The following is an 18,405-nucleotide window of genomic DNA, read 5'->3' on the forward strand; positions in this document are numbered from 1 at the left end:
TTCGTAGAAGGTGGTAGTACAGTGATTACTTGGACATTCGATGATGGTAATGGTAATTCTATTGATGTCAACCAAACGTATAACTATGACGATACTACGGCGCCAGTACCTAATGTGATGAGTCTTCCTGATGTTACTGGTGAATGTTCTGCAACTATTGCTACTGCTCCAACTGCCAATGATAATTGTGGAGGTACTATTACGGGTACAACTACAGATTCCCTGACAAGTTCAACTCAAGGTACCGCTACTGTAACTTGGACCTTTGATGATGGCAATGGAAATACATCTACGCAAACTCAAAATATTGTGGTTGATGATAATGTAAATCCTATTTGTGTAACTCAAGACATAACTATTCAACTAGATGGAACAGGTAATGCTACTATTACTGCAAATGATATTGATAATGGATCAAGTGACAATTGTGGAGTAGCATCTATATCTGTATCTCAAACTGCATTTACCTCATTAGATATTGGAGATAATGTAGTGACATTTACAGTTACAGATGTAAATGGCAATTCTTCAATGTGCAATGCTACTGTAACTGTAGAAGATACTGCACTAGGTATTGATGATGATAAATTTGAAGTCTTTAGTATTTCTCCAAATCCATTTAGAGATAATATAGTTATTAAGGTTCCAGCAAAACTATCTGGTGAAACTTTTAATATTGTAATCTATGACTTAAATGGACGAAGAGTATTTAATGAAGTAAAAGGTGTAAACAATAATGAGATTAACCTTAATGGTCTCAGTCGATTAGAAATAGCGCCTTACATAATTAGAATTACTAATACATCTTCAAATAGTGTATTTAGCTCAAGATTAATCAAATACTAATCTAAATAATTATAAAAAAAGTGGTGAAAATTAAAATTTTGCCACTTTTTTATTAAAAATAAATAACTGAAAATCAATTACTTATAAAAAATAAGTGCATTTCATCGAATTTATTTGCATTTCATAGAGTTAGTCGGTATGTTTGTACCGTAATATAGTCCCAAACTATAAAATTTAACCGCTTTATGAAAACTTATTACGCTTACTCAGTAAAGGCACTTGTCTTTATACTATTTGTTTTTTTGGCTTCAAATAATGTATTTGGCCAATGTACTACCACTATTACTTCTTATCCTTATAATGAAGGATTTGAATCTGGAATTGGTTCTTGGACACAAGACACTTCCGATGATAGAGATTGGACTCATCGTACTGGAGGTACTCCTTCTAGTAATACTGGTCCGAGTGGAGCCAATGGAGGTTCTTACTATATGTATACGGAAGCAACTAGTAATTTCAATTTAGTTTTTAATTTTGAAAGTCCTTGTTTTGATTTAACTTCAGAAACAGCCGCTTATTTCTCTTTCTACTATCATATGTATGGTACTAACATGGGAACTCTAGATGTAGAAGTTAGTACAGATGATGGTGCCACATTTTCAGCTCCATTATGGTCACAATCTGGTGAAGTACAAACTAGTAATGGTGCTGCTTGGATTTTAGCCGAAGTAGACTTGAGAGATTATCTTGGTCAAACTATAATGATACGGTTCAATGGTACAACTGGTCCTCAATTTACTAGTGACATGGCTATTGATGATGTTCAACTATCTAATACGCCTAGACCAGAAATAGATATACAGAGTAATGCTATAACCATAGCAGATGGTGATACTACTCCATCAATCTATGACAATACAGATTTTGGAACAACAGACACAGGAACACCAGCTGTCTATACATATACAATACAAAACTTAGGGCTTGCAAACCTAAACTTAAGTTCATGGACAAGTAGTGCTGGAGAATTTGTTGTTAGTGCTCCAGCATCAACAAGTTTAGCACCAGGTGCATCAACAACATTTACAGTAACTTTTACGCCATCTGGTACAGCAACTTATACTGGTACAATTACAATAAATAATAATGATAGTGATGAAGGCGTATATAATTTTGATGTAACTGGTATAGGCGCAGCAGCATTATCTTGTAGTTCTGCCACAATCACTCTACCATACAGCGAAAGCTTTGAAAGTGGCTTAAACGGATGGTCTTCTGGTGGTTCAGATGCTACAAGAGTTAATAGTCCTGGCACATCTTACGACAACAATTATAGTCTTAATATTAGAGCCAACTCTGGCAATGGGTCGTCTTTCTGTTCGCCATCAATAGACATAACTGCTTATGATAAAGTAGATTTTAAGTTTTTCTTTTATGCATCTGGCTTTGAACAAGACGAAACGTTCACAGTTGAGTACAGTTCTAATGGAGGTACTTGGCAAGTTCTAAGAAGTTTTAAAGCAGGAAATACCGCTCCTGCTAGTAAAAGTGGAGATTTTCAACTTGGTACTACTTCTACAAGTTATTATGTAAGAACTGCTACAGTTTTAAAAAGCAACTATACATTTTCTAATGATGTACGTTTTAGAATACAGTCAAAAGCTAGTGATACAACAGATAATATTTATGTAGATAATATATCAATAACTGGTACTACATATAATTCTCCTACCGTCGGTCCTGGTGGTGTAACTTCAGATTTAAGTCTCTGGCTTCAAGCAGATAAATTAAATGGTGCAACAGTTGGTACAGATGGAGCTGCCGTATCACAATGGACAGATACTGGTATTGGTAATAATGCCGAGGTAACAGCATCTGGTCATGAACCAGTTTATAGAAATAATACCGGTAGAAATATCAATTTTAATCCAGTAATAGACTTTACAAATAATAACACTACGGCCTCAGGTGATTTAACATATCTAGATGGACGAGAAGTTTTACAAGGAACTGCAGGTTTTAATAGTAATGACATATTTATGGTAGTAATGCCTGATACACCAATAACAACAACAACCATACCTCTAGATACTTTTACAAGCTATGATATTGTAGATAATCAATCTTATGTAGAAGATGTAACTGGTTTTGGTTTTGGAAATTATTCTGCACGTTTAACTAATGAACTTTTTGGATATGCAATTGGTGCTACTTCTGGATCTTCTCCTTATCCTGGTTTCGGTAAAGGTGCAACTGGTGCAGCAGTAAGTGCTACAAACTTAAACCAAGTAAACATCATAAATACTAGACATACTTCATCTAATACAGATATAGAAATATTCATGAACGCAAATCAGATCAGTGATATCTCAAATGACACTGGTGATTTCTCTACTGTAAGAGAACAGCGTTTTTGGTTAGGTAGAAGTCAGTATTGGCAAGGTAGCTTTGATGGTCGCATTGCTGAAATTATTACTTACACAGCTAGAAAAGATGACGCTAATGCTACTCAAGAACGTAATAGAATACAATCTTACTTAGCTATAAAATACGGAATTACTTTAGAGCCTACAATAACAGCTAGTGTTATACAGGATGGTAATCTTGATTATGTAGATAGTGATGGCACTATTTTATGGGATGTGTCGGATAATTCAGGTATTTACAACTATGATATTGCTGGTATTGGTAGAGATGATGCTTCAGGTCTTGATCAAAGACAGTCTAGTAGTATTAACTCTATTGTTGATGGTACTGGTGAAACCAGAGGAATTGTTACAATGGGATTAACGAGTATAGAAACAACAAATTCAGAAAACAGAACTGTAAACTCTACATCTTCATTTACAGATAAAAACTTCTTAGTCTGGGGTAATAATAATGCTAGTTTAGATGCAGCTCCTTCTACTATAGCTGTAGATATGAGTGCTAATATTTCTGGTTTGAATACCAATGTACAATTTATTGGTATGCAACGTATTTGGAAAGTTGTAGAAACTGGAGATGTAGGTAGAATTCAAATATCAATACCGGAGAATGCCGTAAGAAATATTACACCTCCAGGAAACTACTTAATGTTTATTTCTGAAACAGGAGTTTTTACACCTACTGCTCAATATAGAGTAATGAGCTCTGATGGAAGTGGCAACTTATTAGCTGAATATAATTTTCCTGCAAACTCTGAGAGGTTTATTACCTTTGGATATGCACCAGAAATTATAGTAGAAAGATCAATTAATTTTGATGCTAGTGCTCAAAACTATATCGATGTTGAAGATAATTTAGATTTAGATGAAGATTCTGATGATACAGCTGCACCAGGCGCAAGTGTATTCACCATATCTACATGGATTAAAAGAGAATCTGGTTCAACTAATACGTCTATTGTCTCAAAAAGAGATGTTGCCTATACTGAAGGTTATGATTTAAAAATCAACTCTTCTAATAGAGTAGAAATGAACTGGATAAATGGTTCGACAAGAACTATTCAATCTAGTGTGGCTATCCCTGAGAATGTATGGCACCATATTGCAGTTACCCATGATGGTACAACTGCTAGATTATATATAGATGGTGTTTTAGAAACTACTGAGACATTACCTTTACCTCTTGATACAAGTAGATCTTTCTTAATAGGAGCTGCAGGTAGAGATGGTAGTGCAACAGCCTATTTTGATGGAAACATTGATGAAGTTAGAGTTTGGAATGCAGCTCTTACTGCAGATCAACTTAGATTTTTAATGAATCAAGAATTGGAAGACAATGCTGGTACAATTGGTAAATACTTTGATGACAATAGTATTTTACCAACAAAGAATGATGCTTCTGGTTTAGATTTTACAAACCTTAGAGCTTATTTCCCAATGTCAAGATATACATATACTAACACAAATGACGATTCAGGAAATGACTTAATAGGTTACTTAAGACAATTAAGAACTGTAGATTTTCAAACTGCTCCACTTCCATATATATCAACTCAAGATGGAAACTGGACAGATGCTACCACTTGGACAAATGGAAATGTACAAACTATACCTGGAGCACGCTCATTAGCAGATAATGAGATATCTGTTGATTGGAACATTGTGCAAACCGGACATAATATCACAATAGATAACACATCTTTAGATGATGATACTGTAGTAAATGCCCCTGACCCAGACGGTAATGATAACGAAGGTAACAGAACTGTTTTAGCTCATATTCATGATAATACAGCTGTGTCTCCAGCAATTACTACACTTACTGTAAGTGGTGATAATACTACAAAAACAGGGTTTGGTTACACTGTAACGCATTATCTAGAACTAAATGGTAAAATAGATTTAGAAGGTGAATCGCAATTAATACAGACAACAGATAGTGATTTAGTTATAGGTGCTGATGGTGTTCTTGAAAAAGATCAACAAGGGGTAACAGACACTTACCATTATAACTATTGGTCTGCTCCTGTTGGAGAGACTAGTATCGATCCAACAAATACAGTAAATGAGAATAGATACTCTTACTCCGTAACAGATATTATGTTAGATAATGGTACTACAATTAATTTCTCAAATACAGGTTATGATGGAGATGGTGACACTTCACCTGTAACAATTGCCGATTATTGGATATGGAAATTTGCGAATAATACAGATGGCGATTACTCACAATGGGAACATGTTAGACGCACAGGAACAATTGAACCTGGTGAAGGATTTACTATGAAAGGCCCTGGCCAAGCAATAGTACCTATAGCAGAACAGAATTATACATTCTTAGGAAAACCTAACAATGCAGATATTAATCTTACTATAAATCAATACAATGATTACCTAGTTGGTAACCCTTATGCTTCAGCAATTGATGCAAGACAATTTATATTAGATAATGGCCCAACTTTATTTTATGACGGTAGCGGAGATCCTTCTCCACCAGATCCTTCAGAAGATGCAATTACAAGTGGTACATTGTACTTCTGGGAACATTGGGGTGGTTCTGACCATATATTAGCTAACTATCAAGGTGGTTATGGTACTTACAACTTATCTGGTAGCCTTGAAGCGCCATTTAGTTTGGCTGGAACTTCTGATCCAGATGTGTCAGCAACTGGCTCTGGTACTAAAGCTCCAGGAAGATACATTCAGGTTGGACAAGGATTCTTTGTAGTCGCTGACAATGGTGGTACAATTAACTTTAATAATGGACAACGTGTTTTCAAAAAAGAATCTACAGCTAATGGTGAATTTTTTAGAACTACAGCAACACAAAGCACATCAGATACAACAACTGATGATGCCGACCCTAGATCTAAAATTAAGTTAAGTTATGAGTCTCCTGCTGAACAGCATAGACACTTACTATTAACTATTGATGAGAATACTACTCCTGGAGTAGATTGGGGTTACGATGCTGTAACTTATGATTACAAAGATGATGATATGTTCTGGGGAATAGAAAACAACTTCTATGTTATTCAGGCGTCTGATAATATGAATGATGACACAAGCTATCCTTTAATAATTTATACAGCTACTGATGGTAATAACATCATAAAAATTGAAGAACTAATTAATATAGATGCAGAGCAAGAAGTGTTCTTACATGATATAGAATTAGATTTCTATCAAAACCTTAAAGAAGGAGACTATGAAATTTATCTTAACGCCGGATACTATGATGGACGATTCGAGATAGTGTTTAGTAATCAAAATGCAAGTTTAGGTACAGACGATGACATCTTAAATGATGAGAAATTAGATGTACGCTATGCAAACGCTATAGACAAAGTAGTACTTATTAATCCTCATGGATTAGAGGTAAAAGATATTCAGATATTTAATCTTTTAGGACAACATGTTGTTGCCATAGAAGACATTAAAACTGGAAATATGACAGAATACAATGTTGGGAACTTAAGTTCTGGAGCTTATATCATTAAATTAAATACTGTAAGCGGTTCGGTATCTAAAAAAGTATTGGTAGATTAATCCATAAAAGACTTAAACTCAACTCAAAGAGGCTTTCTGAAAAGATGGCCTCTTTTATTTTTTTGAAACTTATATACCTTCTTCAAAAGAATAAAATCATAGTCTAAATGAGCAAAGATATTTTATGTATAAGCTCATAAATGATTACATTAGAGCACTGAATTGTTCAATTTATCAATCTAACCCACATGAAAATTTCACTTTCTACAAGTATTCTACTTGCAATTATCTTAATGTTTTCTATAGAAACATATGCCCAAGAAGCGGATAAAAAAGATGCAGACTCCACAAAAAAAGCTACAAAGGAGTTACCACTAGAGCCAGAACGAAAAATATCATTTACTACTGATAATGGTACTTGGATTTCTGTAGATGTGCATCCAGATGGCAAAACTATCATCTTTGATATGATGGGAGATTTATACACCATTCCAATTTCTGGAGGCACCGCAAAGCGAATTACAGAAGGCATGCCTTATGATGTACATCCGCGTTACAGTCCTGATGGAAAATCTATAGTTTTTATCTCAGATAAAAGTGGCTCTGATAATGTTTGGACTATGGATTTAGAAACCAAAGAGCAAAAACAATTAACTAAAGACAAAAATAAGTACCACGTATCTGCAGATTGGAGTCCTGATGGAGACTATATCGTTGGCACTAGAGGTCGAAGAAATATAAAACCATTTATTTTGCACAAAGATGGTGGATCAGGAGCTGCATTACTTGCAAAAAATAAAACTCAAAAATTAATTGACCCTGCTTTTAGTGCAGATGGTAATCATATTTATTTTTCTTCCCGAAATGGTGCTTGGAATTATAATGCACGATTACCACAATACCAAATTGTAAGTTACGACCGTGAAGATGGTGATACTGAAACTATAACTTCAAGATATGGTTCTGCATTTACACCTACATTCTCAAATGATGGAAAATGGATGGTATACGGAAGTCGTTTCGAAGAGCATACCGGACTTGTTATTAGAAATTTAAAGACTGGTGATGAGCGTTGGTTAGCTTATCCTGTTCAAAGAGATGAGCAAGAATCTATAGCGCCTTTAGGGGTTTTACCTGCCATGTCATTTACTCCAGATAATAAGAGCTTAATTGCGTCTTATGGTGGAAAAATATATTCAATATCTATAGAAAATAATGAAGCCAAAGAAATTCCATTTACAGTAAATCTGGATATAGATATGGGACCAATGGTGTCTTTTAAATATCCTATTGAAGATACTACAGAAGGCATTGTGACTCAGATTAGAGATGCAGTACCGTCGCCAGATGGTTCAAAAATTGCATTTACAGCATTAAATCGTTTGTATGTCATGAGCTTGCCTGATGGAACACCAAAACGATTAACAAAAAATGATTTTACAGAAGCACAACCAACTTGGTCACCCGATGGTAAAGAAATTGTGTTTACGACATGGAAAAATGGTGGTGGGCATTTATATAAAGTAAACGCTAACGGCGGGAGAACAACTCAATTAACCAATGAACCAGGAATTTACACAAATCCGGCATGGTCATATCAAGCAAATAGAATTGCATTTGTAAAAGGCTCTGCACAGTCCTATGATAATGCAATAGGTCCTTTTGCGGCAGGTGCTGCAGATGAACTCGCATGGGTTTCAACAGATGGCGGAAGCATTAATATTATTGATAAAACTAAAGGACGAAATACGCCACACTTTACTAAAATTAATAATCGTGTATATCTAAATCACGGTAGAAAAGGATTAATCTCTATAAGATGGGATGGTACAGATGAAAAAGAACATCTAAAATTAACCGGCATTAAAACCTATGGTTCTTCAGATGTTTTTGGTATTGAACACGATGTGCATGCAGCAATGCCAACTCATGAAGAAGGTTGGAGAGAAAATAACACGGCATCTAGACCAGCAGTGATTAAAATTTCTCCAGATGGTACACATGCGCTCACAAAGATTAATAATGATGTGTATTCTGTAATTATTCCTAAAATAGGAAAAACACCCTCAATTTCTTTAGCTAAAGCAGAAAGTGCTGCTTTCCCAGCTCATAAATTAACGGTTATGGGTGGAGAGTTTCCAGCATGGTCATCTAATAGTAAAAAAGTGCATTGGTCATTAGGCGCAAGCCATTTTGTTTATGATTTGGAAAAAGGAAAAGCTTTTACGGATAGTTTAAAACTTGCGAAGAAGAAAGAAAAAGAGCTTAAAGACGCTAAAAAGGCAACGGATTCAACAAAAACAGATGACAAAAAGGATAAAAAGAAGAAAGAAAAGCCTCGTTTTAAAGCGGATGAATATAAAGTCATTGTAAAATACAAGCGCTCTATTCCTAATGGAAAAACACTATTAAAAGGCGGAAGAATTATTACCATGGAAGGTGATAAAGTCATTGAAAACGGAGATATATTAATAGATAACAATCGAATAGTAAATGTAGGTGCATCTGGAAGCTTCTCAGTACCAAGTGATGCAAAAGTCATTGATGTCTCTGGTAAGACACTAACACCAGGATTTGTAGATACGCATGCACATATGTGGCCAAATTGGGGTGTGCATAAAAATCAAATTTGGATTTATTCGGCAAATCTTGCATATGGTGTCACTACAACAAGAGACCCACAAACGGCTACTACAGACGTACTTACTTATTCAGATATGGTAGATGCAGGAATGATGCATGGACCTAGAGTATACAGTACAGGACCAGGTGTTGGTTTTTGGGCATATAATATTAAAGATTACGACCATGCCAAAGACGTTTTAAAACAGTACAGTGAATATTATAACACTAAGACTATAAAAATGTATTTGGTTGGTAATCGTCAACAACGTCAATGGGTTATAAAAGCTTGTAAAGAGTTAGAGTTAATGCCAACAACTGAAGGCGGTTTAGATTTTAAACACAATATGGCTAATCTTATTGATGGCTTTCCAGGACACGAACACTCCTTCCCTATTTATCCAATCTATGATGATGTCATTAAAACTGTCGCAGAATCTAAAATGGCAGTGACACCAACCTTATTAGTATCTTATGGTGGTCCTTGGGCAGAAAATTATTTCTACTCAAGAGAGAATCCGTATAGTGATGCAAAAATGCAATACTTCACACCTTATGCTGAATTGGCTCAGAAATCAAGACGTAGGCCAGGTTGGTTTATGGATGAAGAACATGTCTTTAAAAAACATGCAGAATTCATGAAAGACCTCATCGAAGCAGACGGTATTGGTGGTGTTGGAAGTCACGGACAGTTACAAGGTTTAGGTTTTCATTGGGAGCTTTGGGCAGTTGCTAGCGGTGGTATGAGTAATATGGATGCACTAAAAATTGCTACGATAAAAGGTACAGAAGCGCTAGGTCTAGATAATGATTTAGGAAGTCTAGAAACTGGAAAAATTGCAGACATCTTAATTATGGATAAAAACCCATTAGACAATTTAAGACATACAAATACATTAACTCATGTGGTTAAAAACGGCATTGTATACGATGCAAATACACTAGATGAAGTAGCACCAGTTGCTAAAAAAGCTGATAAATTTAATTGGCAAACAAAACGACCAGATAATATTCCAGGTATTAAAAACTAAGCGTTAAAAACAACTCAACTAAAAACGCCTCCAATATGGAGGCGTTTTTTATTTTAATTTAGTCATTAAATCTTCTAAAGTGAGTTTCTGTTGTTCTCCCGAAGACATATCCTTTAAGGTGAAACTATTTGTTTTTAGCTCATCATCACCTACTAATACCACAAATGGAATTTCGCGTTTGTTAGCGTAGTTCATTTGTTTTTTCATTTTAGCAGCATCAGGATATAACTCTGCATTAATACCATTATCTCTTAGCGATGAAACTGCTTTTAAACACGCCATAGCTTCATCTTCACCAAAGTTTATAAACAAGACTTTTGTATTGTCTATTACTGACTCTGGGAACAAACCTAATTCTTCAAGAACTAAATAAATGCGGTCTAAGCCAAAACTAATACCAACCCCACTCATATTTTTTAAACCAAAGATACCCGTTAAATTATCATAACGGCCACCGCCACCAATCGAACCCATATTTACACCTTCTGGTGCAGAAACTTCAAAAATAGCGCCTGTATAGTAGTTAAGACCACGTGCAAGCGTCACATCGAATTGCAGTTGTGCTGTTTTTAATTCTAATGAAGAAATCGCAGTATTAATAAACTCTAATTCTTCTATACCTTTTAATCCAATTTCTGAAGTGCTTAAAATAGATTTTAAACTTTCAATCTGTGAACCAAAATCACCTGTAAGCTCAAATAAAGGCTGAAGTTTATCAATACCAACTTGAGAAATACCTTTACCGAGCATTTCTTCTTTTACCTTCTCCTCACCTATTTTATCTAGCTTATCTAATGCAACAGTAAAATCAATCAACTTATCTTGTGCACCGATAACCTCAGCAATACCTGATAAAATTTTACGATTATTAATTTTTATGGTTGTACCACTAAGATTAAGCGCTGTAAATACACCATCGTACAATTGGATAAATTCAACTTCTTGAAATAAAGAGGCACTACCTACAACATCTGCATCACACTGGTAAAACTCTCTAAAACGTCCTTTTTGCGGTCTATCTGCACGCCAAACAGGCTGAATCTGGTAACGTTTAAACGGAAATTCAATCTCATTTTGGTGTTGCACCACATAACGTGCAAAAGGTACCGTTAGGTCATAACGAAGGGCTTTTTCAGAAATTTTAGGTGTAAGTCTTGATTCCGAACGCTCTTCATAATCAGTATCAGAGATTTTTTTGAGATAATCACCCGAATTCAAAATCTTAAAAATCAAGCGATCACCTTCTTCGCCATATTTACCCATTAAGGTATCAGAGTTTTCGAAACTTGGTGTTTCTATTGGCTGAAAGCCATATATCTTAAATTGCTGCTTTATAGTTTCAGTAATATAACTACGCTTTGCAACAACTTCAGAATTAAAATCTCTAGTCCCTTTTGGTATGCTTGGTTTTTGTGCCATAGTAATTTCCCACTTAGGTGGAAATTCTTTTCGTTAGTCTCAATAAGTCACAAAAATATTATAAATTTTAGAGGCAAACCCAAGTAATTTCAAATTTGTAGTAACTTTATTGACATTAAGTAGTCTTATAGCAAACCGACTCTAACTTTAGGCTTAAAATGAAAGTTTCTCTTTTTAAAGAAAATATAAAAATTGCTCTTGGTTCTATCAAAGGTCAATTACTAAGAACTATACTCACAGTTGTAATTATTGGAATAGGCATTATGGCACTTGTAGGCATCCTAAGTGGTGTTTCTGCATTAGAAAATACCATATCAAGTGATTTTTCCTCAATGGGTGCTAACACCTTTAATATTCAACGCTACGAGTTTAATACACAACGTCAAAGTAGTCGTGAACGCCAGAAAATAAACCCTGTAATTACTTATAGAAATGTAAAAGACTTTCAGGATAGTTATGATTTCCCATTTACAAAAACATCAGTATCATTTATAGGAACTAGAGCTGCAGAGATAAAAACCGAAGCTAAAAAAACCGACCCAGAAGTTAGAATTTTAGGAGCAAACGAACATTTTTTAGAAAATTCTGGTTTAGAAGTTGAAGGCGGTCGTGGTTTTAATGTTTTTGATGTTACTAACAACAATGCAGTCTGTGTCATTGGTAGTGATTTGGTAAAAGCATTGTTTAAAGATGTTAATCCTGTTGGGCAAACTATAAGTGTTAGAGGTTCAAAATTTAAGGTTATTGGACATCTGAAAGAGAAAGGTGCAACCTTTGGTAATAATCAAGATTTAAGAGTTATTCTTCCTATTCAAAAGGCGCGTTCTATTTTTACAAATCCTTTTATTAATTATAGTCTAAGTATAAAAGTCGATAAAAAAGACATGCTTGAAGGCGCGCAAGACGATGCCATACTTACGTTTAGAAATGTTAGAGGATTAAATCCAGTTGAAAAAAATGATTTTGGTTTAGAACGTAGTGAAGATTTAATAAACAGAATTAGTAATATCTCTAGCTACCTGTATTGGGCAGCATGGATTATTAGTATAGTAACCATCTTTGGCTCTACTATCGCCTTAATGAACATTATGCTGGTATCCGTGAGTGAACGTACTCGTGAGATTGGCGTAAGAAAAGCATTAGGTGCAAAACGTAAAACTATAGCTACCCAATTTTTTATTGAAACTGTAGTTATTGGGCAATTAGGTGCGCTTTTAGGAATTATACTTGGTATCTTTATAGGATGGCTTCTTGCTTCGGTATTTGATCTTAAATTCTCTACACCATGGTTTGCTATGTTTTGGGGCGTCACTATTGCATTTATTGTAGCTGTTGTCTCTGGAGTATATCCTGCCACTAAAGCTGCTAAACTAGACCCGATAGAGTCTTTAAGATACGAGTAGTTACTAATGGCTAATGGCTAATGGCTAAACTAAGACTTCTGCCCTATTAGCTTTTCGAAATACTGAAACAATTCGCCTTTAGTGATATTAGCACCTTGCTGAATCATTTTAAAAATGTCCATGTGCTTATCATCTGAATAGTCTTTTTTAGCATTAAAAAACTCAATACTATCTGATAATAGATTATCTCTTAACCACTGAAAGCCTTCTTTTTTTGTAAAATTTATAGCTGTATTATTAATTTTCAGAGCAATAAGATGCATGTCTTTTTCTCTACACTTAAATAAGTGAATTTGTTGTGGTGAAATGTGTTCTAAATACTCAACTTTACTCAGCACTCCAAACCAAACCAAGTCACTAAACACATCCAGCTCCTGCTCTGCTGCTTCAGGTTTATTTACTTTAATATCTTTCCACTCATCTGCCGTAATAGACTGTGTTGCTAAAAAGTTAATGAACTCTAGGTGGAGTTCTTCAAACTGTTCTTTTGTGAGTCTCGTATATTTCATTTTAATAATCTTATTTCTTTATTTCTTTGGCAACTGCAAATGGTCTATCCGTAGCTAACATATCTATGCCAAGATTTAACCAATCACTATATAATTTATCGCCTCTAGCTTCTGCCCTTTTATCTAAGTTACCAAGTGTTCCCAACATGCATAGAATATCATTATCATGCAATTTTTTGAATAATGATTTGTCGGATAATCGTGTCCCTGTAAAAGCAATCAGGTTTTTTGTTGGGATATCTGTACTTAACAAGGCGTTTAATTCTAACTCATTTCTAGCAGAAACTGATAGCATCATATCTGGTGCAAGTGCAAAAGCACTTTCGGCTTGTTTTAAATCGTAAGTAATGATAATGCAAACATCTTCTGCTTTAGCTTCTTTAATGGCTTTAATGACTTCGCTTTGAGGTACACTTCGTTTTATATCTACACTAAGCACAATATTATTTTGCTTGCTCCATTCTAAGACATCCTTAAATAATGGTATTTTAAACTTTGTTTCATTCCCATAATCATCAACGAGATTGTACTTTTTTAGCTGGCTGTAAGTTTTACTCTTGACTAAGCCTGTTCCATTAGTCGTTCTGTCAATAGAATTGTCATGCATTAAGACCATTTTTCCGTCTTTAGTTTTAGCAACATCAATCTCATAAATGGCATCCATATTATCATTTACATACTGAATTGTTTCTAAGCAATTTTCAGGATAATTCTTTATTGATTTTCCGCCACGATGCACACTAATCTTTGGTGCTTTATTGTTAGAGTAACGAAATGTTTCTAATAACACCGAATCTGTTGATGTAACGTTTTTATTTTCAGTCTTGCAACTAAAACAAACCAACCCAATAATGACTAAACCTAAAATTATTTTTCTCATATCGTATACATAAAAAATGCGCCCCTAAATAGGAGCGCAAATTTACAATTATTATATCTATTTTCTTAGAAAATGTAACGCACACCAAACTGTGCTTGCCATCTAGATAAAAGACTTACATCTGCGCTAAATGTTTCAGTTAGGTTACCATCAAAAGTATATGTGGGATTATTACTCGCATCTACAGAAACACCCAGCGGTTGAATACTGTTAGGTACTTTTACTACGCCCCAATTACTATTAATTAAGTTACCAACGTTAAGAACATCTGCACTTAATTGAAGTGTATGAGTCTTTCCACCTACTTTAAAATTAAAGTCTTGTAACACTTTAATATCCCAACGACCTCTCCACGGAGATAACGCGCCATAACGTTCAGCGTAACTTCCTCTATTATCACTTAAGTAATCATCTTGACCAATGAAAGCTTCAAAAGCAGCAGCTTGACCAGCGCCTGAGAAATTCATTTGTTGAACTTCTGCCGAAGTTGGTATGTATATTAAGTCATTAAAGTTAGAACCATCACCATTTAAATCTCCTCCATATGTATAGCTATAACGGCCACCTCTAGCATACTCAAAAAATGTGGAGAATGTAGTTGCAAATTTATCATTGCTGCCATAAGTAAATTTCTTAGATGCAACACCAATAAAACGGTGCTTATCTCCATAACGTGAGTTAGATAATACAGCATCATTAGCATTACCAGAAATTGCATTACCTGCGAAAGCGTCTCCAGTAATCTCTGCTTCAATAGAGTTTACATCTTTAGCATCTAAATAATTATAAGCTAAGCTTGTGTACAAACCATTATCAAATGTTTTTGAAGCTTTTAAAGTGACATTCCATACACGTCCTTGATCATCATTAGTAAACACATACGCATTAGTTGATCCTCCAAACTCATTAGTTGCAATATCACTTGCTTCGTAAACTGGTCTGTTATCTACACCTTGTAAAGTACCCGATGGATTGTTTAATGCCCAATTTTGGACATGAACTCCATTAACATCTTTTGTGTAAGATACATCAGCACTTAAGGTTATACCATTATCAAACCTATGGTCGGCACCAACATTTGTACGCCATACTTGTGGCCATTTAAAATCTGGATCAACTAATTGATAGAAAAAGAAATCTACACCTTGAACTTGATTTCCTAACCATACAAAAGGAAAACGTCCAGTAAAGATTCCTGTACCACCACGTACTTGTGTTTTATTTTCGCCTTTTACATCCCAGTTAAAACCAACTCTTGGAGATACTAGAGGCTTGTTAGATGGCAATTGCTCAGAATCTAAGTTAATTGTTTGTCCTGTATCTGGGTCAAAGTAATCTATTGTTGGCTGGTATGTACCACCAGCAAAAGTATTAGGGTCAAATACACCACCTTTTCTATTAATATTTTCTCTAATTTTTTCAGCAGTATCAAAATATAAAGGTCTATCAAAACGGACACCATAAGTCAGTTTAAAATCTTCAGTAACATTCCATTCATCTTGTAAATAAAAAGCCAATTGACCTACATTAGTTTCTGCTAATGCCCATCCACCTGGATTACCAGTACCAGCAGCAGTAAGAGAACTATTTGCTGCTATTGCACTATTAAATAAACCTTGATAAAAACTTACTAGACCTGCTTCTGCAACCGGGTTACCAGCAGCATCTCTAAACGATTGAATATCTGCAGTTGGAAAAAATACACCTTGTGCGCCATAAGCCCCAAGGTTGAATGAATTGTCAAATTCAAATTTTTCGTAAGACACACCTACTGTATAGGTATGATTTCCTTTTACAAAGTTTAAGTTGTTTGTAAATTGAAATACTTTTTGATCTAATCTATTGTTTATTGAAAATGGCTCATGTCCTGCAATAATATAATTTGCACCATTATTTGTAATTGTAACAGTAGGCGCTGGTGTAGATAATGCATCTCTAAAATCATCAAAAACTGTATAACCTATCTGTAATTTATTACTAATGCCTTCTCCTAAATCACTATTCAATTCTAATTGAAAAGAATCTATATTGTTATTAATTCTATAACCTGTATTTTGAAATTGCAATTGGTTTGGTCCTGGACCTCTAAAACCCAATGCCGATGGATGCGCTGGTTGCTCTCTAGAAGCTTCTAAGAAATTATAGATAAATGCCAATCTGTTTTTGTCATTAATATTCCAATCTAATTTTAAAATTCCTTTTGTAGAATTACTATCATACGTAAATCCTTCAAAAGCACCAGGATTATAAAATTCGCCATTCCCAATGGACACTTGTCTAAGAATATTATCTACTAATTGCAAGTCTGAAGCCAAAACGTTAGACTCACCCGCAACTCCTAAACCTCTATTAGGTAAGAATCCATTAGTTCCTAAATCCGTTCGTTGGTCTTTTTCAAAATTTGCAAAGAAGAATAATTTATTTTTCACTATTGGTCCGCCAATACTAAAACCAAACTGGTTCTGTTCTAAATCTGGTTGTAAAACATCATCTCCATCTACTTTATTACCTGTAAGACTTTCATTTCTAAAAAATCCATAAACGGTTCCATGAAACTCGTTAGTTCCACTTTTAGTAACGGCATTTACACCTGCACCAGTAAAACCGGATTGTCTTACATCATAAGGCGCAATAGACACCTGTATTTGGTCTATAGCATCTAGTGAAATTGGTTGTGCACCACTCTGACCTCCTGGTGTTGGAGAATCTAAACCAAAAGGGTTGTTAAATATTGAACCATCTAATGAAAAGTTATTAAACTGGTCATTTCTACCACCAAAGGAATTACCTGTTGACGAAGGTTCTAGTCTAGTAAAATCAGCAGCAGACCTAGAGATAGTAGGTAAAGTCCTTAATTCTCTACGTCCTACACTTGTTTCTGCGCCAGTTCTATCACTACTAAAAGTTCCATTTACAGAGCCAGTGATTATAATTGCATCAAGCTCTTCTGCATCTGGTGTCATTTGGTAATCGATATTTTCTGTTTTACCTAATACAAGAAATACATCATTGTATACTTTATCCTTAAATCCTACATAACTAATAGTTATTGTGTAAGGACCACCCACTCTTAGGTTAAGTAAGTTGTAGCGACCATCAATATTGGTAGCAGCGCCGTACTTGGTCCCTGTTGGTGTGTGGATAGCAATCACATTTGCACCTGGCAAGGGCTCCGAGTTTTCATCTAGAATTAATCCTTTAATATTAGAAGTTGTTACTTGAGAGTAACCAAAAGTTATAACAACTAAAAAAAGGAGAGAAAGAAATTTTTTCATTACGAGTTGTTGTGTTTTAGTTTGTTAATGATTGTTTAACGTAAAGTTAAGACTAAAAAAAAAGCTACCATATGGTAGCTTTCTATAATTATTAACTGAAAAGTGGAAGTTATTAACTTTCAGCAACCACCTCAAAAGGTAAGTCTACAATCACTTCTCTATGCAATCTTATCACTGCATTGTATTTTCCTAAACGTTTTACGTTACCTCCAATAACATTGATATATTTCTTTTCAATGTCATGACCTTGTTTTTGTAAAGCGTCAGCTACATCAATATTGTTTACAGATCCAAATAATTTGTCTCCAGTACCAACTTTAGATGCTATTTTAATTTCCAAGTTGCTTAATGCGTCAGAAGTTGTCTTAGCATCATCAATTAATTTTTGCTCTTTATAAGCACGTTGCTTTAAGTTCTCTGCTAAAACTTTCTTTGCAGATACTGTAGCTAAAATTGCTTGTCCTTGAGGAATCAAAAAGTTTCTACCATAACCGTTCTTAACTGTTACAATATCGTCTTTAAATCCTAAATTCTCAACGTCTTGTTTTAATATAAGTTCCATTGT

The 18,405-nt window shown here is 34.8% G+C and carries 9 protein-coding genes; 4 read left to right on the plus strand and 5 right to left on the minus strand.

The features are described from left to right. From Q0770_RS13450 to Q0770_RS13460, 3 genes are all read left to right on the plus strand, one after another. On the plus strand, positions 1-846 hold an 846-nt coding region (locus tag Q0770_RS13450), incomplete at its 5' end, for a T9SS type A sorting domain-containing protein (protein WP_299117827.1). A 185-nt stretch (positions 847-1,031) separates the two neighbouring features. Then, complete coding sequence (locus Q0770_RS13455; RefSeq protein WP_299117829.1) at positions 1,032-6,761, plus strand: LamG-like jellyroll fold domain-containing protein; 5,730 nt, start codon at positions 1,032-1,034, stop codon at positions 6,759-6,761. A 188-nt stretch (positions 6,762-6,949) separates the two neighbouring features. Then, entirely contained in the window at positions 6,950-10,354 is a 3,405-nt protein-coding gene (locus Q0770_RS13460) for an amidohydrolase family protein (RefSeq protein WP_299117830.1), read from the plus strand. A 48-nt stretch (positions 10,355-10,402) separates the two neighbouring features. Here the strand turns inward: Q0770_RS13460 and hisS are convergent, their stop codons facing one another. Then, positions 10,403-11,773 (minus strand): histidine--tRNA ligase, encoded by a 1,371-nt coding sequence (gene hisS, locus Q0770_RS13465; RefSeq protein WP_299117831.1) that lies wholly within the window; start codon positions 11,771-11,773, stop codon positions 10,403-10,405. A gap of 158 nt (positions 11,774-11,931) precedes the next feature. Between hisS and Q0770_RS13470 the strand changes: the two genes are divergently transcribed. After that, the gene (locus Q0770_RS13470) at positions 11,932-13,176 is read left to right on the plus strand and encodes an ABC transporter permease (RefSeq protein WP_299117832.1); all 1,245 of its coding nucleotides are present in this window, start codon (positions 11,932-11,934) and stop codon (positions 13,174-13,176) included. 29 nt (positions 13,177-13,205) lie between these two features. On the opposite strand, the gene Q0770_RS13475 is transcribed toward Q0770_RS13470, so the two are convergent. The 4 genes from Q0770_RS13475 to rplI all read right to left on the minus strand — a co-directional run bounded on the left by Q0770_RS13475 (position 13,206) and on the right by rplI (position 18,402). After that, positions 13,206-13,685, minus strand: coding sequence for a DUF6495 family protein (locus tag Q0770_RS13475; RefSeq protein ID WP_299117834.1), 480 nt, complete (start codon positions 13,683-13,685; stop codon positions 13,206-13,208). Between the two features lie 10 nt (positions 13,686-13,695). Further along, positions 13,696-14,565, minus strand: a complete 870-nt coding sequence (locus Q0770_RS13480) for a glycerophosphodiester phosphodiesterase family protein (protein ID WP_299117836.1) — start codon at positions 14,563-14,565, stop codon at positions 13,696-13,698. Between the two features lie 65 nt (positions 14,566-14,630). Continuing rightward, on the minus strand, positions 14,631-17,840 hold the full coding sequence (locus Q0770_RS13485) for a TonB-dependent receptor (RefSeq protein ID WP_299117838.1): 3,210 nt from the start codon (positions 17,838-17,840) through the stop codon (positions 14,631-14,633). A gap of 112 nt (positions 17,841-17,952) precedes the next feature. Beyond that, positions 17,953-18,402 carry a 50S ribosomal protein L9 gene (gene rplI, locus Q0770_RS13490; protein ID WP_299117840.1) on the minus strand — a complete coding sequence of 150 codons (450 nt, stop codon included), beginning with the start codon at positions 18,400-18,402 and terminating at the stop codon, positions 17,953-17,955. Positions 18,403-18,405: the final 3 nt, after the last annotated feature.

Source organism: uncultured Winogradskyella sp., from assembly GCF_947501905.1.
Classification (GTDB): Bacteria; Bacteroidota; Bacteroidia; order Flavobacteriales; family Flavobacteriaceae; genus Winogradskyella.

Bases quoted from the DNA above. Each gene is read 5' to 3' on its own strand.
- Q0770_RS13455 (WP_299117829.1), top strand. From the start codon at position 1,032: ATGAAAACTTATTACGCTTACTCAGTAAAGGCACTTGTCTTTATACTA.
- Q0770_RS13460 (WP_299117830.1), top strand. From the start codon at position 6,950: ATGAAAATTTCACTTTCTACAAGTATTCTACTTGCAATTATCTTAATG.
- hisS (WP_299117831.1), bottom strand. From the start codon at position 11,773: ATGGCACAAAAACCAAGCATACCAAAAGGGACTAGAGATTTTAATTCT.
- Q0770_RS13470 (WP_299117832.1), top strand. From the start codon at position 11,932: ATGAAAGTTTCTCTTTTTAAAGAAAATATAAAAATTGCTCTTGGTTCT.
- Q0770_RS13475 (WP_299117834.1), bottom strand. From the start codon at position 13,685: ATGAAATATACGAGACTCACAAAAGAACAGTTTGAAGAACTCCACCTA.
- Q0770_RS13480 (WP_299117836.1), bottom strand. From the start codon at position 14,565: ATGAGAAAAATAATTTTAGGTTTAGTCATTATTGGGTTGGTTTGTTTT.
- Q0770_RS13485 (WP_299117838.1), bottom strand. From the start codon at position 17,840: ATGAAAAAATTTCTTTCTCTCCTTTTTTTAGTTGTTATAACTTTTGGT.
- rplI (WP_299117840.1), bottom strand. From the start codon at position 18,402: ATGGAACTTATATTAAAACAAGACGTTGAGAATTTAGGATTTAAAGAC.